Below are 26445 nucleotides of genomic sequence, written 5' to 3' on the forward strand. Positions count from 1 at the left end.
TTATAAGAAAGTGTATGAATAAAGTTCTCAAAGAAAGTTAGACTAAGGTTACACGATTTCATGATAGTAATTTGTTGTGGTTCCTAGTGAGTCGATGCACCACCAAAATTTATTATTATTGGTGTTATGTTATGCTACAATTCCACGATTTTTAAGCAATTCTGAAGGTGCATAAATCACTTGTTAGACAAATTCAGGGGCATCTAAATCAAGCAATCATATTCTAATAAATAAACATCTAGAGTTTAATCGCAAAGATTAAACAAAGGGAAGAATAACAATCTTAACAGTTGCAATAACGATTAAGCTGTTATCCAACTCTTCGAAGACAATAATATAATTTTGGTAAAACACTGTCAAAACGGCAATCTCTAGACTTTTATCAAATTATTTTTTGCTAAATCCGCTATAAAATGGGGTTTTTGTTTTTTAATTAGACGCTCAGTATATTTGACATGCTTAAAACTTAACCAAAAATAAAAAAGAGAAGAAAATCTTAACATTTTCCTCTCTTTTCTTTTTTAATGATTAAAATACGGCCTTGTATAGGATTGCAGCAAGGGTAGCTCCTATGATTGGCGCTACGATTGGCACCCAACTGTACTTCCAGTGTGAGTCACCCTTGTTCTTAAATGGACAAAAGGCGTGCACAATTCTTGGCATGATATCTCTGGCTGGGTTCAATGCTGGTCCGGTTGGTCCACCGAATGAAACAACCAAACACATTACTAGAAAACCTAGCGCAATAAAATCAGCACGTGGATCTAGTTTGTCAGCAGTCATTGCCAAAGCACCTAATACTAATAGGAAGGTTCCGATTAATTCGTTAATAAATCCATTTAGGTAACTGTGAGCTGAGTCAATGGTTGCAAAAGTTCCTAAAACACATTCACAGTTAGTGGTCTTGTCATAATATGGCTTGTAAGTAAGTACCACCGCAATTTGACCAACTGTTGCCCCTAACAATTGAGCAACAATATATGGTAGTACTTCATGCCATGGGAATTGGTTTGTAAAAGCCAAAGCAAGTGTCATTGCTGGATTAATTTGGGCTCCGGAAATTGTCGCAAACATCATTGCGGGAATCATAACCCCGATTCCGTATCCAAAACCAATTAATACCCATCCACCATGGAAGCCTTTAGTTCCCTTTAATTCAACATTGGCAACCGATCCGTTACCCAATGCGACCATGATGGCTGTTCCAATAAATTCAGCGATGCATCTAGTTAATAGCGTGTAATGATCCAAAATTTTCTTCCCCTTTAATATAAACTACACAGTATTTACTCCATCATCTTTATCTTGCTCAAGTTCTTCCATCCGTTTGATAAACGGCAACGCTTCTACAAACCAACCTGGTGGCATAAAAAAAGAGTTGTAAAATCTGAATCGACTTTATAACTCTCGCCATAATTTCTTTTCCAAATTCATATGTAGTAATTTGTTGATAGTATGTTAAACCATAACAGTATATCGATAATCTTGTTGAAACGAGCTTTTTAGACATCGTGTATAACTTTTTGATTATTGTTATTTCCTTAAGATTTTGAATAATCAAGTCAACTTTTTGCTAACAGCTCAGCAAAAATAATTATATGACCCACACGGACGTTTTTCAATAACTAATAAAGATTATTTAACCACTTTTTATAAACATTTAATAGTTACTTATAATTCAACGATTTTAAGTTAAGTTTATCTTATAAAAAGTACCATTTTTATAAAAACTTTTTATATCAATCTTAATTAAAATATATTTTAAACTTTTTTGTATAAACTTAATTAAATTTGCAAAAACTTAAGTATTTATCTCGCTAGATAAGATTATAATTATAAGCATGGCAAAGATTTAATGTAATTCACATTACTCAGCCCTGAATAGTAAAAATTTATAAGGGGGATTTAATCATAATGTTTATTAAAAGCAAATCCAAGAAAAGAATCGTAATGTCTTTTCTAAATTTATCGGCTCACCAAGATATTAACACAATTAGTACAAACGACATCATCGAAAACGCAAATATTTCTCGTGGTACTTTTTACAATCACTTCAAGAATAAAATCGACATCGTTAACTTCATCGAAACCAGTATCAGCCATTCTTTAGATGAACAATTCGTTAACGTTGATAAAAACTATGATAACTTTTTCTATATTCTAAGCGAAAAGGTATTCCCAATCGTCTACGATGATCGTGAATACATCAAGGTTCTATACGAATTCTATGAACCACAACTATTCGCATTTTTAAGCAGTCATTATTCAAAATTCCTAGTTCCATACTTCGAGAACTACGATGAAAAGAAATATGGCATCCCTAAGTACTATGTGTTAACTTTCTTCTTCAGAGTCATTTTAGACGCGATAATGTCATGGATTTCACAACCAATTCCATTGTCAGTTGAAGAATTTAAGAAGGTATTCTACCGTCTAATCAACACTTCAATGACTGAAATTTGTGGAATTGTCATCAGAAGATAAAAAAGAAGCCCAAAAGGCTTCTTTTTTTACATATTATTTTACGAACTTAACGATTTCAGCATTGAATGCATCTAAATCGTCAGGAGTTCTACTTGTGACTAGTTTGTGTTTTTCATCTACTACAACTGGTTCGTCATGAACTTCAGCACCGGCATAGAATAGGTCATATCTGATTGTTGTGTATGCCGTCAACTTCAATTCACTGGCTAAACCAGTTTGAATAAAGAATTGAGGACCGTGACAAATAGCAAACACTGGCTTATTAGCCAATAGAAAACGTTTTACAAAATCATTGAAACGATCATCTGCTCTCAATGCATCTGGAGAGCCTCCTCCGGGTAATAGCAATGCATCGTAATCATCGAAGTTGGCGTCGTCGATACCTAAATCAACCTTTTGTGTATCACCATGTTCACCGGTAATTGTGTTTCCGGCCATGTCTTCGATAATTTCCACTTCATGACCCGCATCCTTTAATGCCTTCATAGGTGAAGTTAATTCAGAATCTTCGTATCCGCTGGTAACAATTGCAGCAATCTTACTCATAGATACAACCTCCTTTTTCTTTCTTCACAGTCCATGGTATTAGGGAAAAGCACTGATTACAAGTTTTTAGTTTGTAAAAATTCATGATTAAATTATGAATAAATAATTTAAATTATTGATATTTAGCCACTAGTTTGATTAAAATACTAATAGAACATATTGAGGAGATATAGTATGAATAAATTTTTTAAGATTTTCCTAGCGCTTTTTACCTGCCTACTAGTATTAAGTGCTTGTGGTAAGAAGAAGGATGAAGATACCAACCAAACAATTTCTGGTCCAAAGCCTTCCCTATCAGATGCTTTGAACACATCAGGCATCTCATTGGAAAAATACCAACAAATCAAATACACCGATCAACAATTACACGGTGGTTCAAGTTACAAGAAGGTTGTCAGTCTACTAGGAAATCCATCTAAAACTACTGACACTACCCTTACCAACAATGCTAAAGCAAAGCAATACACTTGGCAAATGGGTGGCAATGCACAACTACAATACATATTTGTAATTGTTTACAAGGACAAGGTTTTAAGCAAGGGTTACCAGCAAAATACCGCTGCTAAAATCATCAAGAAGGCTAAGATTGAAAAGATTTCTAAGAACACTTCATTCTCAGATGTTCAAGCAACTTTAGGTTCGCCACTTTCACAACAAGAAGCTGATGGAATGTCATTTATGACCTACCAATATGACAATTCACATGCCTACAACCTAACCTTTAAGGATAAAAAGCTTAGCGCAAAGCAATCAGTTAGTCTAAATACTAATAACTAATAAAAAAGAACCGATATTATATCGGTTCTTTTTTACATGATATCAATATATCCTTCATCCCTTAATGAATCTAGTGTTTCCAATAGATCATCGGTACTCATGTTATCTAGTTGTTCTAAGAATTGTTTTTCGTAGGTGTCGATTAAATCATCAAAATAGGACTTAATTGTTTTGGGTTCCAATTGACGATACATTCTCATCTTATCTTCTGGTTTACGAAGGTCGAATTGATAGTATTGTTGGAATTTTTGAACGTACCATGCCCCTTTAATCTTCGCACGATATGTCATAATTCTTTCGTCTGTCCAATACATATAATCACCTCATTTTATTCGCTGTAATAGAATAATTATATAACAAATTAAAATTAGATGACAAAATTTTACCAATAAAAAAAGATATCCAAATGGATATCTTTTTATTTTTTACTTTTGACCACGTTCATATGATGCATCAAAGACCTTGAAGTCATGATCATGTAGTTCTTTAGCAGCATCTGCCAACCAGTTAGTGTTTCTTAGCAATGCTCGTCCTTCCATAATCAAATCGGCTTGATTGTTTTGTAAGATGTATTCGGCTAACCCTGGGTTGTCTAACAAACCAACAGTTGAGACATCAATATTTACCGCTTTTTTAAGTTCAGTGGCAAATGGAGTTTGATATCCGTCATGAACTGGGAAGTTAGGTCCCTTTGGTAATAAGCCACCGGTTGAAACATCAATTAGTTGAATGCCAGCTTCTTCTAACCATTTGCCGACTTGTTGCCAATCTTCCATAGTGTTTTGTAGTCCACTATCATCGTAATCGGTTAGTGATAAACGAATCCAGACTGGGCCTGCGAAGTTAGCCTTCACGGCATCGATGACTTCAGAAACAATTCTGAAACGGTTTTCTAGGCTACCACCATATTCGTCATCACGCTTGTTTGAAACGGCTGATAAGAATTGATTCAACAAGTACCCGTGGGCACCATGAATTTCAATCATGTCCACTCCAGCGTCGCTAGCACGTTTGGCAGCTTGACCAAATTTGGCAACGATATTTGCGATATCTTCCTTGCTTAGTTCAACTGGTGTGTTGCTGTCATCGCTAAACGCAATTGCACTTGGGGCAACCGGAACATCTTCATCGGCAGCCTTTCTACCGGCATGGTTCAATTGTAACCCTACCTTTGAGCCTAGGTAGTGAAGTGAGTCGACCAAACGACTGAATTCACCCACTTGTTCGTCATTCCATAATCCAAGGTCGTTGTTACTGATACGACCTCTTGGATCAACGGCTGTGGATTCGGTAATGATCAATCCAACGCCACTAATTGCACGCATTCCATAGTGCGCAAAGTGAAATGGTGTCGTGATTCCATTTTCACGAATCACTTCATAGGTACACATTGGTGACATCACAACTCGATTCTTAAGATCTAGTCCACCAACATTTGCGGGTGCAAGTAATTTTGACATATTCATCTTCCTTTCGCTTACTTAATGTAAGCCATTATACTCGTATAATTATTAAAATAAAAGAAAAAGACACCCTCTCGGATGCCTACTTAGTCAATGCTCTCATCGCATTATTGAAACAGTCAAGTGAACAGTTAATTTCACCTTTGATGATTCTAAACTTACGATTAACATATTCTTGTGTTATTTCACGTTCATCTGTTTCATTTAAATATTCCACTAAATGGTCAATATCTCGGATGACATTACTGTCACGGTTGGTACCATCTAGTGCGTTTATGATGTGTGAACGCGTTCTCTTTAATGTTAGTAAATTGTTGTCAATTTCTTCTCTAGTCATCGCAATCCACCTCCAAATATTATCCTATTAATTATAATGATGTTTCATCAATTAACAAATATTTAGTTCTTGTCGGTTTCAATTGACTTGATATTCTTACGAACTAGGAATAAGTTAATTCCGGCTAAAATGGTGGTAGCGATGAATACTCCACGGTAGCCACCGATTAATACGACCGCTGAACCAATCATTGGTCCAGTCACGTTTCCTGCTGCTTGGAAGCTTTGGTTCCAACTAAAGACCTGACTGATTCGGTCATGTGGACTGTACTTAGCTAGGATTGCCTGAACCGTTGGCAACAATGCCGCATCGGAAATCCCAATCAGAAAACGCAAGGTCCCTAATTGCCAGACGTTTTGCACGAATGTTGTTAGGAAAAAGACTCCCATTGAAAATATTAGCCCAAATTTCAATATTTGATGCGAACCAATCTTATCACCCAAACGGCCAAAGAATGGAGCGACTGATATCATCGCCACCCCGTTGATGGCTTGGATAATTCCAGCAGTCAACGCAATGTTAGTCGATGTAGGATCTAATTGTTTAACGTACAAACTCAAGATTGGTGAAATTGAGTTGTTAGTTGCTTGAATAAATAAGGTGGTTAAAAACATTCCAAATAAGATTTGCTTAGTTGGAATTCCAGATAAGAAATGGGGTTGTTTTTCCCCTTTTTCATGTGGAACTGGTTTAAAGTTTTCATGAACGAAAAAGATACTTAGGATAAATGCTACCAACATTGCTAGACCGGTAATCAAGAATGTATAACGGTAGCCAAATGTATCGGCGATTAATCCCCCAATCATTGGTCCGATTAGTGTTCCAGATACGTTTCCTGTCGCTAGTTTTCCAGAAGCATGTCCCACATGACTCTTTGGCGTTTCAGCAGCCACCAAGGCGTTGGCGTTACTGATGAATCCAGAAAAGACCCCTTGTAAAAGACGAAGGACAATTAATTGCCATGCGCTAGTTACCAGACTCATTGCACCAATTACGACGGCCATCCCCAAGGATGCTCTAAGTAACATTGGCTTTCGACCATACTTATCAGCTAAGATTCCCCACAATGGTGAAACAATCATCTTCACAAGAAATGGCGCTGCAAATGCCATCCCACTGTAAATTGATGTTTGCGTGGCGTTGTAATCGCCCAGTTGACCTATAAATAATGCAATGAATGGACTGATACTACTAAATCCGATTCCAGCTACGAATGTCCCAAACCATAAAACGTTTAGGTTTTGTTTCCAGTTTATCGCTCGATCACCCAAGGGTGAACTCATCTCCTTATTTTTTTGAATTCTTTGACACATAATTAAGCATTATAACACTTAAGCAAAGTTTCTGTAATTATTAAGTAATTTTTAAGATTACAACTATATATTTGAGGTAAATACCAATTGTGATAATATTATTTAAACAAAACTTTCAATAAGGAGTGAAATACCATGCAACAAACTCAAAGTTTCTTTATGCTTTTCTCATACGGTGTATTTTTATTTGGTGCCATTTGTATGGGAATTGGCTGGTTCTTTTTCAAGCTTCGCGCGATGTCCAATCAACCTGCTTGGGACGGAATTGGTGGAAAATTAATTAAATTTGGTTTATTCATTGTTGTAATCGGGGTAATCCTAGTTGGATTAGCTGTATATTTATTAGGAAGTAGATAGGTGAAATAATATGAAAAAAACAATTAAAATGATTGCCGCTGCTGCTTTAATCGGTTCTGTGATTGCTTCTTCAGCACCAGCTGTGACTACTCATGCAAGTTCCACTAAAAAGGAATCTTCATTAATTAAAAAATTTAAACAACAAACCACTGATGATGCTATTATCGCAACTACCAAATCAATCAGTAAATTAACTACTGCTGACTTAAATAACTTTATTCCTACTCAAGCGATGAAGGTTCACGGTAACCAAGTTACCGATCCTGGTTCTGACGCTAATTTCGTAACTAAAATTAACTACAAAGCTAAGAAGAACCCTAAAAACGTAATTAAGTTACCTAAAGGATACACTAACGCAGCTTTGAAAAAAGCAGCTAGTGAAAAATCAATCGGTAACTACAAGGTTCAAGTAGCAATGGGTAAGATTGGTCTAAAGGGTCTAGCAATGAACTCCTTTACACCAAGTAAGAAAGATCTAAGCCGAAACGTTAACCTAAACAAGATGACTTACAGTCAAAGAAAAGAACTTACTAAATTTGCCCTAAGCATCTTAAACCCAGCCATCAAACAAGCTAAGGGAATTCAATACAAGTCTTCTAAGAACACCATTGCTGTTGCTCAAACATTTGCCAATGTTTACAGCAAAGATAACTGGAACAACACCGGTAAAAAGACTGGTCATGACTTGAGAACTAAGGCAGTTGCTTCTAAGAAATACAAAATTTCAGACGTTGCTGAAGAAAACTACAGTGATAACCCATCATTTGCCTTAACTAGCACTAAGATTAAAAAGCGTGTTGTGACTATGGCAGCTTTAAAGCATGCCGTTTACAACTCAATTGCTCTTCAATTATTTGAAGACGGTCCATCATATTGGGGACACGCCACTGCTTTAATGAACTTAGACATCCACAAGAAATACCAACCAAACTACTTTGCAGTAGCATTTGATAAATTTGGTGGTATTCACTTCGTAATGGTTCCACATAACAAATTAGTTAATAAGAAATATGTTCCCGGAGCACTTGTATAGTGTAAAATGGAGATAAACAAAAGCTCACAATGATTTGTGAGCTTTTTTATCCTAACAGATTAAGGATGATATATATGTACTTTATACCTTTAACATTAATAATTTGTATTGGCCTTTTATGTTGGTCTTTTCATAAAAATAAGGCATCATTTTGGAACGGATTCCTATTCTTACTATCTGTTTTTGCATTGACAGGAAACGTGATGTTTTTCTCACTAATCAGTAGTATCAGTATTTTACACGTCGTTTTCTTAGTCCTTGCATTGGCAATCATGATTATCCTAACTTTAATTTACGCCTTACACGCAGTTTTATTAATTTGGAATGGAATTATTGTGTGGAGACGAGAAAGTCATTCATTAGCTAACTTATTAACACTAATTATCGGTGTTTTCTTGTTAATTTACCCGCTTTTGAGTTTCCTATTCTTGCGCAAACTGATTCCAAAGCCATATAACCTAATGATTGAACATTTCACCGAAATGAGTTCATTCTACATGATCAGTATCTTCTTGATTTTCTCCCTTTCAGTCTGGATTTGTAACTTCTATCGTCCCAAACCAGATAAGGACTTCATCATTGTATTAGGGGCCGGTTTGCTAAACGGAAATGAGGTCTCACCACTTCTTGCATCTCGAATTGACCGCGCCATTGATTTCTATCAAAGCCAAATCAGTGTTTCTGACAAGCATCCCCTAATCATCTGTTCTGGTGGTCAAGGTGGCGACGAAAAGATTCCAGAAGGTGTTGCCATGAGAGACTACGTGATACAAAGGGGAATAAATCCAGATGATGTCGTCGCAGAAGATAAGTCGGTCAACACAATCCAAAACTTCGCTTTTTCCAAGAAGATTGTCGATAGATACAAACTGGATCCAAATAACGGTATTTTTGTTTCGAACAACTACCACATTTACCGTGCCACAGCTTACGCTAAGAATGCCGGTATGAAAATCAGCGGTATTGGTTCCAAGACCAGTGGATTTTTTCTACCAAACGCGATTATCCGAGAATTTATCGCTATTTTAATGAAACACAAATTGGCTAACCTATTAATCATTTTATTGTTTATTGTAATTTCGGTAGTCGAAAAACTATAATAAAAAGCATCGGTTTTTCCGATGCTTTTTATTATTTAGGCCACGTAAGCCACGATACAGGCGAGCAGGACGATTCCCACGACGACCATTGCGGCTACCAATAGTTTATCTTGTTTCATATTTCTACCTCTTTTTGTAACCTTAGTTTAACATTTATTCGTTATTATTACTGCTATACTAATATCAACAAAGAAGGTGTAACAATGAAAAAATTCTTAATGTTATTAACCATTTTCTCTACCCTGGCAATATCGACAAATGGTTATGAAGCTTTCGCTAAGGCTAAAAATACCAAACCATATATCTACAGTGTGTCCGACGAGAATAATCATGGTGTCGGGGTCATCAATTCAAAGCACTATGAATATTTATACACTGACTTAACGTTTACTAAGCATGCAAAACGATTATACAAACTACAAGATCAGCCAGTGACCGTTGGTACCAGTTACCACGTGCAAAAATACAAACACGGCAAGAAATTCCAAGCAATCTACCAAGCCCTATACCAAAATCATCAACTAATCGGCTACGCTTGGCATGGTGCCATTCAATTGAATAAGACCGCATCATTTAACCATCAAATGGCGGTTAATACAATCGGGGTCATTAATATCGCTAGAAGTTACAATGGACTAGCCCCACTTCAATTAGACTTTGATTTGGAAAAAGACGCCAACAACAAGATTACTTCAATTGAAAACTCTCCGGTGCCAGCTAACTCCGATAGCGTTTCATACTGGCAATTCAGTGATGAAAACAATTATCGTGGAACCTCACTAAGTTGGATTCTTTACTCTGACATTTCAAATAGTTCCGATGCAAACTACACCAAGTTATTAACCGATGGAAATATCTCAAAGATTGGTGTTTCTGCCAAGAATACCACCATTTTAAATGGTCAAACCAACCAATCAAATAACTACTATGTCGTTATCGAGACAAAATAAAAAACGTTGCTAATATGCAACGTTTTTTATTTTTGAATGTCTTCTAGATAGCTATTGGTTAACTTCTTCATCGTATCTTCCCAATTGTAGTTAGTACTATTACAAATGGCGTTGATAAAGTTCAACTGTTCAGCTTCAATCTGTTCGATTAATTTTCGTCCATCATCTGTTAAATACACGACTTTTTTTCTCTTATCAGATTTGGCTGGTCCGGTATATACGAGGTTACGTTCTCTTAAATCGCGGCACGCCACGTTTAACGCCTGTTTGGAAATATCTAAGATTTGAAGTAATTGTTTGATGGTAATCTCATCAATTGTATCAATTGAGAATAACATTTTTTGTTGATTTGAAGTTAGATTATACTTTGATAAATCGACAATTCGATTGATTTCTTGGTACGCAAAGTAAAAGACCATTAATTTCTTTTTATCGATCATTTTATTCTCCTTTAGGTCAATTAAGTTGACCTTATATAGAATAGTGCTATTATTATAGAAAGGTCAATTAGATTGACCTATAATATTATTTACTATTCTAGAGTATCAGAATTCATTCAATCTGTCAGAATTATTTATCATATTTGAGGTGACATTATGGATAAACCCACTACCGGATCAAAAGCTTTGATTCAAAGCATGATCAATCAAAACATCAAATACGTCTTCGGTATTCCCGGCGCCAAAGTCGATCAACTATTCGAAGACCTACAAGATTTCGATGACGAAAGAACGCCTAAACTAATCATTACTCGCCATGAACAAAATGCCGCGTTTATTGCTGGTGCCATCGGTCGTTTAACAGGCGAACCTGGCGTTGTTGCCGTTACTTCCGGACCAGGAGTTTCCAACCTAGCAACCGGATTAATCACCGCTACCTCTGAAGGTGATCCGATTATTGCCATTGGTGGCCAAGTAAAACGAGATGATTTATTGCGCCTTACCCACCAAAGCATTAACTCTGCTGACTTACTAAAGAGCGCTTCCAAGTCTAGCGTAGAAGTCCAAGATGCCAACAACATCTCAGAAACCTTCTCAAACGCCTACATCACCGCTCAATCACCTAAGAAAGGTGCTGCATTCATCTCAGTTCCTCAAGATGTTTTAGGCGACGAAGTATCCCGTCCAGTAATCGATAAACTACCTAAGATTACCAACGGTAGCGTTGATAAAACTCGCATGAAAGAAATCGCTCACTTAATTGAAAACTCCAAACAACCAGTTATCCTAGCAGGTATGCGTGCGTCAACTCCTGAAGTCAGTGCAGCTCTCCACAAATTGCTACATAAGTTCTCCATTCCAGTCGTTGAAACCTACCAAGGTGCTGGTGTGATTTCAAAAGAACTTGTTGATAATTACTACGGTCGTGTCAGTTTGTTTGATAACCAAATCGGTGATACCATCTTGAAAAATAGTGACTTGGTAATTGCCGTTGGTTACGATCCAGTCGAATATGAAGCTAGAAACTGGAACCAATCTCACACCCAAGTAATTAACATCGATACAGTTTCACCTGAAATCACTGCTGAATACCAACCAAGTATCATCGTTAATGCCGACATTGCCGAAAGTATCGATGCATTAACCGAATACATCGATGATTCAATGGAACTTTCCAAGGAAGTTACCGATCATCTTCATAAATTACGTGATCACTTCACCGAAACCATCGAAGAAGTGCACGAAACCACCGAAAATGGTTTGCACCCTATCTCAGTGATTCAATCTCTTCAAAAATTCGTCAGTGAAGATACCATTGTAACTGTCGATATTGGAAGCCACTACATCTGGATGGGCCGTTACTTCAAGACTTATAAGCCACGTCATTTACTATTCAGTAACGGTATGCAAACCCTTGGGGTATCACTTCCATGGGCCATCGGTGCTGCCCTAACTCATCCCAACGAACCGGTTATCTCAATTTCAGGAGATGGTGGATTCCTATTCTCAGGACAAGAATTAGAAACCGCCGTTCGTTTAAACCTCAACATCATTCAATTGATTTGGGTCGATGGATACTACGACATGGTTAAGTTCCAAGAAGTCGCCAAATACGGTCACGATGCCGGAGTTAAATTCGGCTACGTCGACTACGTTAAATACGCAGAAAGTTTTGGGGCTATCGGTATTCGTGCCAACAGCGTTGACGATTTAAACAGTGCTTTAAACCGCGCTAAAGACATCCAAGGCCCCGTGATTATTGAGATCCCAGTTGATTATAAAGACAACATTGAGCTAAAGACTAAACTAATTCCAAACGAATTGAATTAAATCAAAAAAGAGCTAGAAAAATCTAGCTCTTTTTTAGTCTTCTTTGCTTGGTAGAATTGATAAAACAATATCAGATAATATCAATAAAATATCAAGGACTTGTAGATACCATGGTAATTTTTTAACTGTATACACAAGTAATGACGGTATGATAAATGTAATGATAACCCAATATGGGTTTACCCCAATGTCTCTAAAACGTCTTACGTATTGTGAAATATTTGGAACAACCGTGACAATCGAAAAAATTAAATAGATTGTTAGACCAAGTCTGCTATCAATTTTTTCAATCCCAGCAATAATTCCAGTGATAAGTGTTAATCCAAAAAAACTCCACCAAAATTCTGATCTAGTGCTACGGCCTTTAAAATCGAAGTATCGAGTCCAATACATTGAGAATCCTTCAATAAATCTTAGCATCTTATCACATCCAAATTTATTTCTATTTAATGTTACATTCGAAAAATATTGTACCAATAACTCTTTCATTTTTGACACAAAAAAAAAGCGGTTACCCGCCCTTTTTGATGTTTAATTATTTTCTATCTTTGCTTGGCATTACTAAAATAATGAAACCAATGATTGAGATAATTAGAACTAGGGTTTGAACTAGTACGTGCTTTTCGTATAAGTTTGATCCAGTTAATACAGCTGGAACACCGTAGGTAATTAGTAGGAACCATGGAGTTACACCTGCGTCACGGTAACGACGGAAGTATAGTGAAATGGTAGGAATTACTGATGCAATCCAGTATAGGATACATACTGCGATACCAATTAATGCAGCAATACCGAATGACTTGTCGGCATGTCCAGTTACGAATGATGTAGCCACTGCTACACCACCGAATGCTAGTGCAAAGACTGCGTAGATAATGGAGTTAATTAAGAATACCCACCAGAATTCTGATCTGGTACTTACTCCAGTAAAGTTAATGTAGTTTTTCCAAAATTGTTTGTATGCTTTAATCATAATTATATTTCCCCTTTTCATATTCTATGTACATATTAATTAATCGCTTACAAAAAATCAATTTAAGAAATTATTAAGAACGCTTTGAATTATCTAATAATGGTATAATTGAAAGTGCACAAGATATTTAGGGGGATTTTCATATGAACAATGTCGATATTTTAGAACAACAAGTTTTCGCTGCACGTAAGAAATTATCTACCCAAGAACAACTAATGGTAAATGATTACGTCGAAAATAATGCCGTTAGCCCGGTTGCTGCATGGTTACTATGGGTATTTTTAGGACAATTTGGTGCCCACCGTTTCCTATTTAAGAAGCCATATGCTGCTTTAATGTTAACCCTAGAAATTATTGGATGGGTTACAATCTTCTTTATTATCGGTCTTGGTTTTCTAAGTGCCGTATGGATCTGGTGGATTGTCGATGCCTTCTCAATCCAATCATGGATAAAGGAAAGCCGTCTCAAAGCTGCATACAAAGGAATCACTCAAATCACTGGTAAATCAGTTGAAGAATTAAGTGGTATTAACTATGCTTCATTCAATGGTGCCTCATTTGTAAACTACAGCAACCAACCTCAACAACCAGCTCAACCTATCAACAACCAACCAGTAAACAATCAACCATCTTCAGCAAACGTTGAACCACAACAAAGTAGTGATTCATCAAGCGCTCAATCAGTAAATGATACAGATGGTGACTTTACTGATTTCAGTAAACCAAAAGAATAACATTTTGAAAGCTTCCAAAAATTTGGGAGCTTTTTTGGTTGCATTATTTTCAACTACCTGTTATCTTATATGTAACATGTTAATTATAAAGTAACAACTAGAAAGGTTGATGAAAATATGAAATACGCAATTAGCGCTGTTACCGGTAATTTCGGTAAAGAAGCAATCAAAGTTTTAATGAAAAACGTCCACAGAACAGATATCGTCGCATTAGCAAGAAACGTTGAAAAAGCTGAAAAACAACTTCCAGCTGGTCTAGACGTTCGTCCATTCGATTATGGTAACCCTGATCAAATGGCAGAATCACTTGAAGGAATCGGCAAGTTATTATTTGTCTCATCACAACCAAGCCCTGTCCTACCTCGTATGACTCAACACCAAAACGTAATTGACGCTGCTAAGAAAGCCGGCGTTGAATTCATCGTTTACACTAGTTTCCCACACGCTGAAACTGCTGATAACTTCCTATCACATGATCACACAAAAACAGAAGCAGCTATCAAGGAAAGTGGTATTGCTCACGCATTCGTTCGTAACAACTGGTATTTAGAAAACGAAGCCACTGTTCTACAGCCTGCCAGTGAAGGCAAACCATTTGTATACGGTGCCGGCGACGGTCACGTCGGTTGGGCACTAGAAGCAGAATACGCTGAAGGTGCAGTTCGTGTCCTATTAAGCAAGTCACCAAAAGAAATCTACGAATTTGCTGGTGAACGTCGTACCTACTTTGACCTAGCAGAAGCCTTGAAGAAGGCAACTGGCAAGGACTTCCCCGTTATCTCAGCATCTGCTGAAGACTACAAGAACGGTCTAAAGGAAGCTGGATTAGATGATGCCACTGTTGGAATCGTTTCAGACATTCAAGCTTTAATTGCTGATGGTCAATTGGATGAAGAAACAAATGACTTAACTGCCGTAATTAGTCATTCACTTACTCCAATCGAAGACGCCATCAAGAAGGTTATCAAATAATGAAGTATTCACACCGTTTGAGTGATGCTGTTCATATTTTGACCTACATTGGTGCCGCCGAAATCGTCGAAGATGATCTATCGAGCCGTGCAATTGCCGGAAGTATCAATTCCAATCCCAGCCTTGTTCGTCGTTTAATGTCGTCACTCAAAAATGCTGGCTTAATCACGAGCGAACCCGGCCGTGCTGCAGTGTCATTAAGCAAACCAACTGATGAAATCACCCTTCTCGATATCTACAAGGCGATCGAAGAACCCGACTTGTTCCACGTTGATGAAGAAACTAATCAACAATGTCCAATCGGGGCCAACATTCAATCCGCTTTGCATAAGGCATACAATGAAGTGCAACAACAAGCCGAAGTCGAAATGAGCAAAATCACCCTCGCAGATATCGTCAAAGATGTCGTTGACGGCAATAAAAAAGCACTATCCTAATGGATAGTGCTTTTTTTATTTATGTACTTGTTTTAATCATCAATCAAATCAAGCACCTTTATCTTACTAGTATTAAGCTAATGCTGCACCAAATAGAACAGTTACAACGAATAAGATGAAGATAATACCAATAAATGAAATGATAGTACCTGCAATAGCAAGACCCTTAGGTTGCTTGAATAAACCAATAATTGAGAAGATGGCACCTAGTAACCATACTACGAAGTCAACAAATGGAATCCATGAAGTAACCAATAAAGCGATTAATGATAGAACGAAACCGGCAGTACCGATACCATTAGTCTTAGCTTGGTTGATGTAAATTGATTGGTTACCACTGTTTGGTTGACCATTTTGTTGTTGAAAATCTGGTTGTTGGTTGTTCGAACCGTTATCCATTATGAAAATCCCCCTAAATATGAATGAAAATAATTACATCTAATCATTTTATAATTATTTCTTAACTTAATAATAACTAAAAATAGACACAAGGTCAATTTTTACTTATATCAAATTCACTTTTTATTTATTTTACATGTAGCCGTGGTTAAAGTTTCTAAGTTTCTTTAGTGTCAACATTGCGATAACAGCGACTAGATACATTAGTGACATGAAGACCATGATTTGAATCAATGAGAACTTCGCCATCAATAATCCCATCAATACGGGTGAGAAACCACCGACTGACTTACCAATTGCCATGATCATGTTGTTGGCTGTGGTTCTAATATTGGTAGGATATAGGCGACTGATGATGGCACCAAAGCCACCGTAGAAACCAGCGGCAAAGAATCCTGCTAGTGCACTAAATACCAATAACATCATTGCACTGTGCGCAATCGCAATTCCATATATGGCAACGGCAGCTGATAGCATGAAGAATGCGAATGCCACCCTAGGGCCAATCTTGTCCATGATGTAACCAAAGCTAATCATTCCCAAACTGATACCAACGATTGTGGCAATCATCCATAGCGATGACTTTGAAATTGAGACATGAAGTTGCTTTTGCATGATGGTTGGTAACCAGATCATTAGGCCGTAGTAACCGGCGTTTTCAACAATCACCATGATGGTGATGACGATGGTTTGCCATGCCAATTGTGGAGTCTTAAATAGTTCGGAGAATGAAACATGTGGAAGCTTGTTGTTCTTCTTTACTTCCGCTTCGTAAACCGGACTTTCCTTTAGATGACGACGAATGAAGTATGCCAAGGCAACTGGAATTAAACCGAATAGGAATAGTGTGTTCCAACCAAACATTGGTAACACGATTGAAGCGATAATCGCAGCCATGATTCCGCCCATTTGACCACCGGCGGCTGAGAAGGAGATAATCTTTCCGACCTTAAAACCTTGGAAGTGTTCAGAAATAAGTGACACCCCTGCTCCGAATTCACCACCAGAACCGACTCCGGCTAAAAATCTTAGTAGGTAGATTTCATAAATGTTATGAGCAAAGAATAGTAATCCTGTCGCAATCGCGAACAAGAAAATTGTATGTGAGAAGATTTTGACACGACCGAATCGGTCAGCCAAAATTCCGAATAACAATCCACCAAATAGTTTTCCTAAATTGGTAATTGTTGAAGTAAGTCCTGCCGCTGCGGGACTGATATGTAAACTCAAAATCATTGATGATAGCGCAAACGATAAGAACATGCTATCCATATTTTCTAGTGCAAAACCAACCGTAGTGGAGGCAAGCGTCTTTTTTTGATCAAAACTAAAGTGCTTTGATTCGTTAATGACATCCATCTATAAGTTCCTCTTTTCGTCTAATCACGAACATTAATTTATTTCATTTTTATAATATACGTATATTATGCTATTACATCGAGAAAATTTCAACATTTTTCTGTTTATCGTCAATATTTACTGATAAAAACACTACTTCCTCTTAATAATGTTCGGGAAACAAAAAAGGATGATTAACTAATTAATCATCCTTTTTGTTTTGTAAGTTATCTTCAATATTTTTCTCACGTTGGGAAGCTTCGATACGGATTAACATTTCCATTTGTAATTGATTCAACTGACTTTGGTGCTTGTTGTACTTAGTTTGTAAATCAACCTTGGCGTGCAATAGCTTCAATTCTTCTTCAGAACGTAAGTTAACGTGGTAGTCGTTTCGACGGTCTAAATCATCTTTTTCACCGGCACGGTTTTGACTCATCATGATGATGGGTGCTTGAATGGCGGAAATACATGAAAGTGCCAAGTTCAAAAGAATGAATGGATATGGATCAAAATGCCAACCAAATAGTTGCATGACGTTAATAATCATCCAACCAATCAAAAAGACGACGAAAGAGATTACGAATCCCCATGATCCACCAACCTTGGCAACCTTATCAGCTAGGCGTTTACCAAATGTGTAATTTTCTTGTAGGGCCTTATCGGCATCGATTACCTTAAAGTCTTCGTTGTTAATTTTTTGGGTTAAACGACGGTCAATCTTGTTAAAAGCCGCCTCGTCTTTGCGCATCGCTTTTTTAATATCAGCATATTGTTGTGCGTAATTTTCCATTGTTTCAACTCCCTAAAATATGTATAAACAAAAGTCTATACTTTATCAATCTAATATACAAAGATAAAAACTTGCAGCAAAAAAGCTATGGCATTCACCATAGCTTCTTGTTTTATCTAAACGCCTTGTCACCGATGTCGGTTCGATAAGCGTAGTCGTTTGAGTTAACGTTATCTTTAATTGCTTGATTAACGTTTGCTTGAGCAGCCTTTAAGTCCTTGTCTGATGAAATCACCATCATGATGCGTCCACCAGAGCTGACTAATTTTTCGTCTTGTTCTTCGACTCCCGCGTAAGCCAATGAGAGTTTCTCATCGCTAAACTGAGGAAGTGTTAAACCGTCTTTATGGTTACCAGGATAGCCCTTAGCAGCTAGGACGTTGCCCAGGAAGTATCGGTCGGTTTGCCAATCAACGGTTTGGTCTTGATGATTCATTAGTTTGACAATCACATCCCCCAAATCACCTTGTAACTGTGGCAAGATGACTTGAGTTTCCGGGTCACCCATTCGAACGTTGAATTCGATGACTTTGACACCGTCTTTAGTCAGGATTAATCCAGCGTATAGAAAACCTTGGAATAAAATGCCTCGTTTGTGCATTTCAGCCAACACGGGTCTAATCACCTTCACTAACCCCTCGTTTAAGACGTCATTACCGAATTGAGGAAGCGGACTGTAAGCCCCCATTCCACCGGTATTGGGACCCTTATCACCGTCATAGATGCGTTTGTGATCTTGCGCTAATGGCATGGTTATGACATCCAAGTCGTTTACCATCACAATCATCGAGAATTCTTGGCCGTCCAGGTATTCTTCAATCAGAATTTCCTGGTTGGCATCACTATCAAAGATTTTAGCCAAAGTTTCCTTGGCCTCTGCTAGATATTTAATGATGAAAACCCCTTTTCCGCCAGCCAAACCATTTAGTTTCACAACGATTGGAAAATCGTGTTCTTCCATGTATGAAAGAGCGTCATCGTGATTGCTAAAGGTAGCATAAGAGGCAGTTGGAACATTAGCTGATTGCATCACTTCTTTGGCAAACTCTTTGGAGCTTTCCAATTGAGCAGCTTCCTTATTAGGGCCAAAGACCTTCAAACCAGCATTCGTAAAACGATCAACGATGCCGTCACTAAGGGGCTTTTCGGGACCAACCACTGTCCAATCAATCTGATTGTCCAAGGCAAACTCGATTAGACCATCGAAATCCAGTTCTTCGATATTGACAGTTTGAACCATGTCAATCATATTCATCATTGGATTCCCAGGTGCTACAAAAACTTCTCGGTTGAAATTCTTTGCTAAACTTTGGGCCATCGCATATTCACGACCACCTGAACCAATCAATAACCATTTTTCCATCTTCATCGTAACCTCACTCTAGTGTTTGAAATGACGGTTGCCACTAAATACAAGGGCAATGCCTAATTCGTCAGCTTTATCAATTGAATCTTGATCACGGATACTTCCACCGGGTTCAACGATTGCTGTGATACCGTGTTTAGCAGCGAATTCCACACAGTCGTCCATTGGGAAGTACGCATCTGAGCCTAATACGGCGTTTGCATAGTCTGACTTAGTTTCAGCCTTCTTGATAGCAATCTTAGTTGAGTCGATACGGTTTGGTTGACCAGAACCAACCCCTAATGTTTGATGGTCGGTGGTAACAACAATCGCATTACTCTTAACGTGTTTAACAGCATTTTGGGCGAACGCTAAAGCCTTCATTTGTTTTTCAGTTGGTTGTTTCTTTGAAACAACCTTGTATTCAGTTGGTTCTTCATGAAGGAGGTCACGTTCTTGAACCAACATTCCACCTAAGACGGAAACTATATCCAACTTGTCTTGGTTAATCTTGTCGAAGTCAACTGTTAGTAAACGGATGTTTTTCTTCTTAGCTAAGACGTCGTAAGCTTCGTCGGTGAATGATGGAGCGATTACGATTTCCAAGAAGATGGCGTGCATCTTTTCGGCGGTTGCTAAGTCAACTTCACGGTTTAAGGCGATGATTCCGCCAAAGATTGAAGTTGAATCTGATTCATAAGCTAGGTTCCAAGCAGTTAGTAGGTCGTCTGCAGTACCAATACCACATGGGTTCATGTGTTTTAATGCCACGACAGTAGCTTGGTCTGGGAATTCTGCAACGATACGAAGTGCGGCGTCAGCATCCCTTACGTTGTTGTATGATAGCTTCTTACCATGTAGTTGTTTGGCATTAGCTAATGAGTATGTTTCAGGAATTGGTTCCTTGTAGTATGCAGCCTTTTGGTGACTGTTTTCACCGTAACGCATTGCTTCTACCTTTTCATATGTGAAAGTTAGCTTTTCAGGGAATTCTTCTTTGGTTAGGTAGTTGGCGATTAATGCGTCGTAAGCTGCAGTATGTCTAAACACCTTCGCTGCCAAACCACTTCTATATTCAGCGTCGATTTCGTTGGCATCGTATCTTTGGATGTAGTCGTCATAGTCTGATACATCGGTAATTACGATCACGTCTTGACTGTTTTTAGCAGCGGCTCTTAGCATTGAAGGACCACCGATATCAATGTTTTCAATTGCATCGGCATATGTAACGTCCGGCTTTTCAATGGTTTCTTTAAATGGATATAGGTTCACGCAGACTAGATCGATTAAACCAATGTTTTGTTCCTTTAGTTGTTGCATGTGTTCTTCATTGTCGCGACGAGCAAGGATTCCAGCGTGGATGCGTGGATGTAGTGTCTTCACACGACCGTCTAACATTTCAGAGAAATTAGTAATTTCTTCAACGGCAATCGCGTCAACACCGTTGTCTAATATTGTCTTTAATGTTCCACCGGTTGAGACAATATCGTAATCACGTTGTTCTAGTTGCTTGGCAAATTCAACAATTCCATTCTTATCTGAGACGCTTAACAATGCTAACTTTTTCAATTTAAATAACTCCCTTTTCAATTAATTGTAAAATCGTGCGTGGGTACAACTGATGTTCAACATCATGAATTCGATTTTCCAAATCCGCTAACGAATCACCTTCTTTTCTAAAGACTTCCTCTTGAGCAATAATCTGACCGGAGTCAATCCCCGAATCCACAAAGTGAATTGTGACTCCCGTCTTATCAACTCCAGCGTTATAGGCATCTAGGATGCCCTGTTTGCCGGGAAAACTCGGCAAGAGCGCTGGATGGATGTTGATGATCTTGTTGGGATAAGCATTTAGTAACGTTTCCCCAACAATTCGCATGTAGCCGGCCAAGATAATGACTTGGACACCTCTTTTCTTGAGTTCTTCTAGAATACGGCCCTCACGAATCGCTCTTTTTTCACCCTTATGCAGTTCCGCAATCAAGACCTCAACGTTCTTTCTTTGAGCTCTTTGCACCACAAACGCATCATGGTGATCACATACCAACAATTTAATATCGATTGGTAAGTCAGCTTCAGCAATCGCGTCGAAGTTAGTTCCTTTTCCCGATGCAAAAATTGCAACGGGGAGTTTATCTGATTTCAACTGCTTGTCGCTCACGTTTTACCACCTCACCAATCTCAAAATATTCTAGGCCATTATCAGAAAGGTAATTGGTCACTGCTTGAACGTATTCTTCTGGAGCGACTAACACCATGCCGATTCCCTGGTTAAACACAAGATCCATATCACTTTGGTCCAAGTTTCCCCAGTCTTGTAGGCACTTGAAGATGTTAGGCACCGTCCATGATGAACGGTCAATCTTGGCGGTTAAATCGTTTGGAATCAATCGTGATAGGTTATCGGCAATTCCACCACCGGTAATGTTGGCAATCGCATGAAGCGCACCGGATTCGACGATGCCCTTAACATAGTGGTAGTACAAACGCGTTGAGGTTAGTAGTTCGTCAATCAATGGTTGTGATAAACCTTGGTATGTTGCGTTCAAATCAAGTTTGGCATCCTTGATAATCTTTCGAACCAACGAGTAACCATTGGAATGAATTCCGGATGATTTCAAACCAATTAGTTTGTCACCCTCCTTAACGTTTTGTGCCCCTAGTAAACGTTTCTTGTCAGCAATTCCAACCGCAAACCCACTTAAGTCGTAATCGTCTCGCTTGTAGATGCCGGGCATTTCGGCCATTTCACCACCAATTAATGAAAGACCGGCTTGCTTACATCCCATCACAACACCTGAAACGATTTCCTTCACTTCTTCTGGAAGTAACTTTCCGATTCCGATGTAGTCTAGAAAGAATAGTGGTTTCGCACCTTGCGCTAGAATGTCGTTGGCACACATTGCGACCAAATCAATACCGATTGTGGTATGACGTTTCGCCTGAATAGCCAACATCAATTTAGTGCCGACACCATCGGTTCCAGAAATTAAAACCGGATTGTCGTATTTTGCAAAATGAGATTGAAGTGAATACATTGCGCCGAATCCACCCAGACCATCAACAACGTTTTGGTCATAGGTAGAAGCGACCATATCTTTGATTGAATTTACCGCTTTTTCTCCGCTTTCAACATCGACACCAGCTTCTTTATATTGGTTAGCCATTCACTTCGTCCTCCTCGTATAGGTGTAATCTCTTTGCTTCCGCATCATATGTTTCTTGGTAGTCATACAAAGGTGTTGGGTACTTACCATCGAAGTATGCTGTACATAGACCGTGGTATTGGTTGTCACAATCTAAATCGATGGCTTCGATTAAACCTTCAACACTTAGGTACTTCAATGAATCTGCTTCGATGATGTCTTTGATTTCTTCAATGCTGTGGTTGGCACCGATTAGTTCACTTGGTTTTTGAATATCAATGCCGTAGAAACATGGATACTTTAAGTCAGGTGAAGCAATTCTGACGTGAACTGATTTAGCACCAGCATCCTTTAGCATTTTGACGATAAAACGACTGGTGGTTCCGCGGACGATTGAGTCATCAACTAGGATGACGTCCTTGTCCTTGATCACTGATTTCACAACGGAAAGTTTCATTGATACCCCACGTTCACGTCGTTCCTGCGTTGGTTCGATAAAAGTTCTGGCAACGTATTGGTTCTTGATTAAGCCCATTTCGTATGGAATGCCACTTTCAATCGCATATCCCATTGCGGCAGATAGTGATGAGTTAGGCACCCCGATTACGACGTCAGCCTTAGTTGGGTTTTCACGGGCAACCAAAGCACCCATGCGTTTTCTAGCTTCATGAACCGAAACACCATGAATAACTGAGTCGGGACGAGCGAAGTAGACGTATTCCATTGAACAGATGGTTAGTTCAGTATCTTCAGTGAAATGGTCAATCTTGATACCGGAGTCATCGACAATGACAACTTCTCCCGGTTGAACATCCCTTACATATTTAGCTTGGACTTGATCCATCGCACAGGTTTCACTACAGATAACCACGGCACCGTCTTTTCTTCTTCCAACAACCAACGGACGTAATCCGTTGGGGTCACATACCGCATACATTGCGTCAGGAGTAAGTAGGACGTAGGCAAACCCACCGTGCATTTGGTTGGCAGCTTCCTTGATACGACCTAGGAAGGTGTCTTGGTTACTGATTTCGATTAAGTCACCGAAGATTTCACTATCTGAATCGGATTGGAAGATGGTTCCAGTCTTTCTAAGCATTTCTTTTAGAGTGTCGGCATTAGTTAGGTTTCCGTTGTGTGATAGTGCGAAATGAGTTTCGGTGTTTTCAAACATAAATGGTTGCACATTGTTGATGGTATGGCTTCCAGCAGTTGCGTAACGAATGTGACCTAGTGCAGCATTCCCATGTAGTCGATCAAAGGCATGCGGGTCATCAAAAATGGCTCCAAGTAAACCTTGTCCGCGATATCGGTTTAGTCGTTTATTAGCATCAATGGCAAGAATTCCAGCACCTTCTTGACCACGATGTTGTAAAGCGTGGAGACCACTGTAAGCGACCTTAGCGGCTGGACCTTCAACGCCCCAGACACCAAAGACACCACATTCATCGTTTAAGCTTTTGACTTCATTTGGCATGATAAACTTTCCTTCCAGATGGTTTTTAGAGCAGTCACGTCATCAACGTATTGACCATCTTGTAGTTGTAAGTTGATTTGTTGGCTGTCGTCAGTTACACCAATCAAATGCGCTTTCTTACCGGCTAGTTTTTCGAAGGCAGCTTGGTCTTCTTTACTAACTGATACGACGTATCTTGATTGAGTTTCTGAGAATAGTTGTGCTTTAGTAATATCGATTTCACCCTTTAAACCAAGGTTGTGTTCGAATAGTGATTCAAGGATTGAAACGATAATTCCACCTTCACTAACATCATGAGCTGATTCGATTAGGTGGTTGTGAATTAAATCTAGTACCAAGCGTTGGTTGCTAAATTCTTCTTCTAGGTCAAAATGGATTTTTCCAGAGATTTGACCTTCTAGGTGTTTTTGAATTTCTGAACCGGCAAAGTCATCATTTGTATCTCCGATAACGTAAACCAATTCACCAGCTTCCTTGATATCTGATCGAGTAATGTATTGGTTATCTTCGATTAGACCAACCATTCCAATCATTGGAGTTGGATAAATCGCCTTGTTGTCAGTTTCGTTGTATAGGGAAACATTTCCGGCGATAACTGGTGTATCGAATTTTTCACAGGCCTTTGAAATTCCTTCAACTGATTGATCCATTTCAAAGTAACTTTCTGAATCGTCAGGGTTACCGAAGTTCAAACAATCGGTAATTCCGATAGGCACGGCACCACTTGCGACGATGTTTCTAGCGGCTTCTGATACGGCAATTTGACCACCTAGCTTTGGATCTAGGTAGATGTAACGACCGTTAGCATCGGTTGTCATGGCAAGTGACTTGTTAGTGCCACGAACACGGATTACCCCTGAGTCACTACCGGGTTGAACAACGGTGTTGGCTTGAACACGGCAGTCGTATTGGCGGTAAACGGACTCTTTAGAAGCGATTGTAGGTTGACCGATGATTGTCTTCACCATGTCGTTAACATCGCTGATAACGGGTGTTTTGGCTTCGTCGACGTTCTTCAAACGGTCAGGTTCAATAACATCGTGTTGGTATTCAGGAACGTCATTAACCAAACTTGAAGTTGGAATGTCACAAACAAGTTCACCGTGTTGGTATAAACGGTATTGTTTGTCGTCATTAACGTGACCAATTACGACAGCGTCTAGATGATGTTTTTCAAACACTTCTAGGACTTCATCTTCGTGGCCAGCCTTAACACATAGCAACATTCTTTCTTGGGATTCTGAAAGCATGATTTCATATGGAGTCATGCCAATTTCTCTTTGTGGAACTAGGTCTAAGTCTAAATCGACCCCACTGTTAGCCTTGTCGGCCATTTCAGCGGATGAGGATACTAGACCAGCGGCACCCATGTCTTGAATTCCGACTAGGATGTCCTTGTGGTTGTGAGTAACTTCTAGACAGGCATCGACAAGTAGTTTTTCCATAAATGGATCACCAACTTGAACGGCTGAACGGTCTGATTCTTCTTCGGTACTGAATTGACTTGATGCGAAAGTCGCACCGTTAATTCCGTCACGTCCGGTCTTAGCACCCACATAGATGATTGAGTTTCCGGCACCGGAGGCACGTCCGGCTTCGATGTCTGCTTGATCCATCAAACCGACACACATAACGTTGACCAATGGGTTTCCGTCGTAGCATGGGTCAAAACTAATTTCACCACCGACTGTTGGCACCCCGATACAGTTACCGTAACCAGCGATTCCGGCAACGACCTTGTCTAATAGGAAACGATTCTTGTCATTAGTTAGTTCACCGAAACGAAGGCTATCGAGTGAAGCCACTGGTTTAGCACCCATTGAGAAGATATCTCTGATGATTCCACCGACACCGGTAGCAGCACCTTCGTATGGTTCAACGTAACTTGGATGGTTGTGACTTTCGGCTTTGAATACGACCGCTTGGCCATCACCGATGTCTAGAACTCCGGCACCTTCACCAGGTCCTTGTAGGACGCGAGAACCGTCTGACCAGAACTTTCTAAGCACTGGCTTTGAGTTCTTGTATGAACAGTGTTCGCTCCACATTCCTGAGTACAAACCAGTTTCGGTGTAGTTAGGTAAGCGGTGCAAAATGTCATTTGAGATTAAGTTATATTCAAAATCAGTTAAACCCCAGTCTTGATAAATCTTTTGATCTTTAATGTCTTGGGGTGTAATTGTCTTTGGCTTTTCCATCTT

28 protein-coding genes are annotated in these 26445 nt (G+C 38.9%); 10 read left to right on the plus strand and 18 right to left on the minus strand.

What is annotated here, in order from left to right; translation table 11 throughout:
• Positions 1-528 precede the first annotated feature (528 nt).
• Complete coding sequence (locus RZ55_RS06125; protein ID WP_081034531.1) at positions 529-1251, minus strand: MIP/aquaporin family protein; 723 nt, start codon at positions 1249-1251, stop codon at positions 529-531.
• A 663-nt stretch (positions 1252-1914) separates the two neighbouring features.
• Here RZ55_RS06125 and RZ55_RS06130 point away from each other — a divergent pair.
• A complete protein-coding gene (locus tag RZ55_RS06130) occupies positions 1915-2484 on the plus strand; it encodes a TetR/AcrR family transcriptional regulator (RefSeq protein WP_057176000.1) in 570 nt (189 codons plus the stop codon).
• 33 nt (positions 2485-2517) lie between these two features.
• Here the strand turns inward: RZ55_RS06130 and RZ55_RS06135 are convergent, their stop codons facing one another.
• Positions 2518-3030 carry a type 1 glutamine amidotransferase domain-containing protein gene (locus RZ55_RS06135; protein ID WP_053792116.1) on the minus strand — a complete coding sequence of 171 codons (513 nt, stop codon included), beginning with the start codon at positions 3028-3030 and terminating at the stop codon, positions 2518-2520.
• Positions 3031-3204: 174 nt separating this feature from the next.
• On the opposite strand from RZ55_RS06135, the gene RZ55_RS06140 reads away from it, so the two are divergent.
• Positions 3205-3807: a DUF3862 domain-containing protein gene (locus RZ55_RS06140; RefSeq protein ID WP_057176001.1), complete on the plus strand. Its 603-nt coding sequence runs from the start codon at positions 3205-3207 to the stop codon at positions 3805-3807.
• Positions 3808-3839: 32 nt separating this feature from the next.
• Here the strand turns inward: RZ55_RS06140 and RZ55_RS06145 are convergent, their stop codons facing one another.
• The 4 genes from RZ55_RS06145 to RZ55_RS06160 form a co-directional block, all read right to left on the minus strand.
• Positions 3840-4121: a hypothetical protein gene (locus tag RZ55_RS06145; protein ID WP_041153129.1), complete on the minus strand. Its 282-nt coding sequence runs from the start codon at positions 4119-4121 to the stop codon at positions 3840-3842.
• A 111-nt stretch (positions 4122-4232) separates the two neighbouring features.
• Entirely contained in the window at positions 4233-5267 is a 1035-nt protein-coding gene (locus RZ55_RS06150; protein WP_057176002.1) for an NADH:flavin oxidoreductase/NADH oxidase, read from the minus strand.
• Positions 5268-5352: 85 nt separating this feature from the next.
• Entirely contained in the window at positions 5353-5607 is a 255-nt protein-coding gene (locus tag RZ55_RS06155) for a hypothetical protein (RefSeq protein ID WP_057176003.1), read from the minus strand.
• A 62-nt stretch (positions 5608-5669) separates the two neighbouring features.
• Positions 5670-6878, minus strand: coding sequence for an MFS transporter (locus RZ55_RS06160; RefSeq protein ID WP_431354845.1), 1209 nt, complete (start codon positions 6876-6878; stop codon positions 5670-5672).
• Positions 6879-7055: 177 nt separating this feature from the next.
• Between RZ55_RS06160 and RZ55_RS06165 the strand changes: the two genes are divergently transcribed.
• From RZ55_RS06165 to RZ55_RS06180, 4 genes are all read left to right on the plus strand, one after another.
• Positions 7056-7277: a hypothetical protein gene (locus tag RZ55_RS06165; protein ID WP_034534807.1), complete on the plus strand. Its 222-nt coding sequence runs from the start codon at positions 7056-7058 to the stop codon at positions 7275-7277.
• Between the two features lie 10 nt (positions 7278-7287).
• Positions 7288-8310 carry an SEC10/PgrA surface exclusion domain-containing protein gene (locus RZ55_RS06170; RefSeq protein ID WP_057176004.1) on the plus strand — a complete coding sequence of 341 codons (1023 nt, stop codon included), beginning with the start codon at positions 7288-7290 and terminating at the stop codon, positions 8308-8310.
• Positions 8311-8498: 188 nt separating this feature from the next.
• Entirely contained in the window at positions 8499-9410 is a 912-nt protein-coding gene (locus RZ55_RS06175) for a YdcF family protein (RefSeq protein ID WP_160184964.1), read from the plus strand.
• Positions 9411-9613: 203 nt separating this feature from the next.
• Positions 9614-10360, plus strand: coding sequence for a hypothetical protein (locus tag RZ55_RS06180; RefSeq protein ID WP_057176006.1), 747 nt, complete (start codon positions 9614-9616; stop codon positions 10358-10360).
• 26 nt (positions 10361-10386) lie between these two features.
• Here RZ55_RS06180 and RZ55_RS06185 read toward each other — a convergent pair whose 3' ends face one another.
• On the minus strand, positions 10387-10800 hold the full coding sequence (locus RZ55_RS06185; RefSeq protein WP_034534793.1) for a MarR family winged helix-turn-helix transcriptional regulator: 414 nt from the start codon (positions 10798-10800) through the stop codon (positions 10387-10389).
• A 156-nt stretch (positions 10801-10956) separates the two neighbouring features.
• Between RZ55_RS06185 and alsS the strand changes: the two genes are divergently transcribed.
• On the plus strand, positions 10957-12630 hold the full coding sequence (gene alsS / locus RZ55_RS06190) for an acetolactate synthase AlsS (RefSeq protein ID WP_057176007.1): 1674 nt from the start codon (positions 10957-10959) through the stop codon (positions 12628-12630).
• 33 nt (positions 12631-12663) lie between these two features.
• Here alsS and RZ55_RS06195 read toward each other — a convergent pair whose 3' ends face one another.
• Together RZ55_RS06195 and RZ55_RS06200 are read right to left on the minus strand one after the other, a co-directional pair.
• Entirely contained in the window at positions 12664-13050 is a 387-nt protein-coding gene (locus tag RZ55_RS06195) for a DUF805 domain-containing protein (RefSeq protein WP_054483882.1), read from the minus strand.
• A gap of 115 nt (positions 13051-13165) precedes the next feature.
• Positions 13166-13603: a DUF805 domain-containing protein gene (locus tag RZ55_RS06200; protein ID WP_054483883.1), complete on the minus strand. Its 438-nt coding sequence runs from the start codon at positions 13601-13603 to the stop codon at positions 13166-13168.
• A gap of 143 nt (positions 13604-13746) precedes the next feature.
• Here RZ55_RS06200 and RZ55_RS06205 point away from each other — a divergent pair, with 143 nt between their 5' ends.
• The 3 genes from RZ55_RS06205 (at position 13747) to RZ55_RS06215 (ending at position 15746) form a co-directional block, all read left to right on the plus strand.
• Entirely contained in the window at positions 13747-14337 is a 591-nt protein-coding gene (locus RZ55_RS06205) for a TM2 domain-containing protein (RefSeq protein WP_057176008.1), read from the plus strand.
• A 117-nt stretch (positions 14338-14454) separates the two neighbouring features.
• A complete protein-coding gene (locus RZ55_RS06210) occupies positions 14455-15309 on the plus strand; it encodes an NAD(P)H-binding protein (protein WP_057176009.1) in 855 nt (284 codons plus the stop codon).
• Complete coding sequence (locus tag RZ55_RS06215) at positions 15309-15746, plus strand: Rrf2 family transcriptional regulator (RefSeq protein ID WP_053793044.1); 438 nt, start codon at positions 15309-15311, stop codon at positions 15744-15746. The genes RZ55_RS06210 and RZ55_RS06215 overlap by 1 nt, the downstream gene beginning before the upstream one ends.
• A 72-nt stretch (positions 15747-15818) precedes the next feature.
• Here RZ55_RS06215 and RZ55_RS06220 read toward each other — a convergent pair whose 3' ends face one another.
• The 9 genes from RZ55_RS06220 to purL form a co-directional block, all read right to left on the minus strand.
• On the minus strand, positions 15819-16145 hold the full coding sequence (locus tag RZ55_RS06220; RefSeq protein WP_053793045.1) for a hypothetical protein: 327 nt from the start codon (positions 16143-16145) through the stop codon (positions 15819-15821).
• Between the two features lie 132 nt (positions 16146-16277).
• Positions 16278-17504 carry an MFS transporter gene (locus RZ55_RS06225; protein WP_053793046.1) on the minus strand — a complete coding sequence of 409 codons (1227 nt, stop codon included), beginning with the start codon at positions 17502-17504 and terminating at the stop codon, positions 16278-16280.
• Between the two features lie 181 nt (positions 17505-17685).
• Complete coding sequence (locus tag RZ55_RS06230) at positions 17686-18276, minus strand: DUF1003 domain-containing protein (RefSeq protein ID WP_053793047.1); 591 nt, start codon at positions 18274-18276, stop codon at positions 17686-17688.
• 112 nt (positions 18277-18388) lie between these two features.
• Positions 18389-19645, minus strand: a complete 1257-nt coding sequence (gene purD, locus RZ55_RS06235) for a phosphoribosylamine--glycine ligase (protein WP_057176010.1) — start codon at positions 19643-19645, stop codon at positions 18389-18391.
• Positions 19646-19657: 12 nt separating this feature from the next.
• Complete coding sequence (gene purH / locus RZ55_RS06240) at positions 19658-21190, minus strand: bifunctional phosphoribosylaminoimidazolecarboxamide formyltransferase/IMP cyclohydrolase (RefSeq protein ID WP_057176011.1); 1533 nt, start codon at positions 21188-21190, stop codon at positions 19658-19660.
• 1 nt (position 21191) lies between these two features.
• Positions 21192-21767 carry a phosphoribosylglycinamide formyltransferase gene (gene purN / locus RZ55_RS06245; protein ID WP_057176102.1) on the minus strand — a complete coding sequence of 192 codons (576 nt, stop codon included), beginning with the start codon at positions 21765-21767 and terminating at the stop codon, positions 21192-21194.
• The gene (purM, locus tag RZ55_RS06250) at positions 21754-22788 is read right to left on the minus strand and encodes a phosphoribosylformylglycinamidine cyclo-ligase (protein WP_057176012.1); all 1035 of its coding nucleotides are present in this window, start codon (positions 22786-22788) and stop codon (positions 21754-21756) included. The genes purN and purM overlap by 14 nt, the downstream gene beginning before the upstream one ends.
• Entirely contained in the window at positions 22781-24244 is a 1464-nt protein-coding gene (gene purF, locus RZ55_RS06255) for an amidophosphoribosyltransferase (RefSeq protein WP_057176013.1), read from the minus strand. Before purF ends, purM begins: the two co-directional genes overlap by 8 nt.
• Positions 24220-26442, minus strand: a complete 2223-nt coding sequence (gene purL / locus RZ55_RS06260) for a phosphoribosylformylglycinamidine synthase subunit PurL (RefSeq protein ID WP_057176014.1) — start codon at positions 26440-26442, stop codon at positions 24220-24222. Before purL ends, purF begins: the two co-directional genes overlap by 25 nt.
• Between the last annotated feature and the right edge of the window lie 3 nt (positions 26443-26445).

Origin of the sequence: Apilactobacillus kunkeei (assembly GCF_001421115.1) — a bacterium.
GTDB classification, from domain to species: Bacteria; Bacillota; Bacilli; order Lactobacillales; family Lactobacillaceae; genus Apilactobacillus; species Apilactobacillus kunkeei_F.

Excerpts from the sequence above, each read along its gene's own strand:
- RZ55_RS06130 (WP_057176000.1), top strand. The coding sequence starts at position 1,915 with ATGTTTATTAAAAGCAAATCCAAGAAAAGAATCGTAATGTCTTTTCTA.
- RZ55_RS06135 (WP_053792116.1), bottom strand. The coding sequence starts at position 3,030 with ATGAGTAAGATTGCTGCAATTGTTACCAGCGGATACGAAGATTCTGAA.
- RZ55_RS06140 (WP_057176001.1), top strand. The coding sequence starts at position 3,205 with ATGAATAAATTTTTTAAGATTTTCCTAGCGCTTTTTACCTGCCTACTA.
- RZ55_RS06145 (WP_041153129.1), bottom strand. The coding sequence starts at position 4,121 with ATGTATTGGACAGACGAAAGAATTATGACATATCGTGCGAAGATTAAA.
- RZ55_RS06150 (WP_057176002.1), bottom strand. The coding sequence starts at position 5,267 with ATGTCAAAATTACTTGCACCCGCAAATGTTGGTGGACTAGATCTTAAG.
- RZ55_RS06155 (WP_057176003.1), bottom strand. The coding sequence starts at position 5,607 with ATGACTAGAGAAGAAATTGACAACAATTTACTAACATTAAAGAGAACG.
- RZ55_RS06165 (WP_034534807.1), top strand. The coding sequence starts at position 7,056 with ATGCAACAAACTCAAAGTTTCTTTATGCTTTTCTCATACGGTGTATTT.
- RZ55_RS06170 (WP_057176004.1), top strand. The coding sequence starts at position 7,288 with ATGAAAAAAACAATTAAAATGATTGCCGCTGCTGCTTTAATCGGTTCT.
- RZ55_RS06180 (WP_057176006.1), top strand. The coding sequence starts at position 9,614 with ATGAAAAAATTCTTAATGTTATTAACCATTTTCTCTACCCTGGCAATA.
- RZ55_RS06185 (WP_034534793.1), bottom strand. The coding sequence starts at position 10,800 with ATGATCGATAAAAAGAAATTAATGGTCTTTTACTTTGCGTACCAAGAA.
- alsS (WP_057176007.1), top strand. The coding sequence starts at position 10,957 with ATGGATAAACCCACTACCGGATCAAAAGCTTTGATTCAAAGCATGATC.
- RZ55_RS06195 (WP_054483882.1), bottom strand. The coding sequence starts at position 13,050 with ATGCTAAGATTTATTGAAGGATTCTCAATGTATTGGACTCGATACTTC.
- RZ55_RS06200 (WP_054483883.1), bottom strand. The coding sequence starts at position 13,603 with ATGATTAAAGCATACAAACAATTTTGGAAAAACTACATTAACTTTACT.
- RZ55_RS06205 (WP_057176008.1), top strand. The coding sequence starts at position 13,747 with ATGAACAATGTCGATATTTTAGAACAACAAGTTTTCGCTGCACGTAAG.
- RZ55_RS06210 (WP_057176009.1), top strand. The coding sequence starts at position 14,455 with ATGAAATACGCAATTAGCGCTGTTACCGGTAATTTCGGTAAAGAAGCA.
- RZ55_RS06215 (WP_053793044.1), top strand. The coding sequence starts at position 15,309 with ATGAAGTATTCACACCGTTTGAGTGATGCTGTTCATATTTTGACCTAC.
- RZ55_RS06220 (WP_053793045.1), bottom strand. The coding sequence starts at position 16,145 with ATGGATAACGGTTCGAACAACCAACAACCAGATTTTCAACAACAAAAT.
- RZ55_RS06225 (WP_053793046.1), bottom strand. The coding sequence starts at position 17,504 with ATGGATGTCATTAACGAATCAAAGCACTTTAGTTTTGATCAAAAAAAG.
- RZ55_RS06230 (WP_053793047.1), bottom strand. The coding sequence starts at position 18,276 with ATGGAAAATTACGCACAACAATATGCTGATATTAAAAAAGCGATGCGC.
- purD (WP_057176010.1), bottom strand. The coding sequence starts at position 19,645 with ATGAAGATGGAAAAATGGTTATTGATTGGTTCAGGTGGTCGTGAATAT.
- purM (WP_057176012.1), bottom strand. The coding sequence starts at position 22,788 with ATGGCTAACCAATATAAAGAAGCTGGTGTCGATGTTGAAAGCGGAGAA.
- purF (WP_057176013.1), bottom strand. The coding sequence starts at position 24,244 with ATGCCAAATGAAGTCAAAAGCTTAAACGATGAATGTGGTGTCTTTGGT.
- purL (WP_057176014.1), bottom strand. The coding sequence starts at position 26,442 with ATGGAAAAGCCAAAGACAATTACACCCCAAGACATTAAAGATCAAAAG.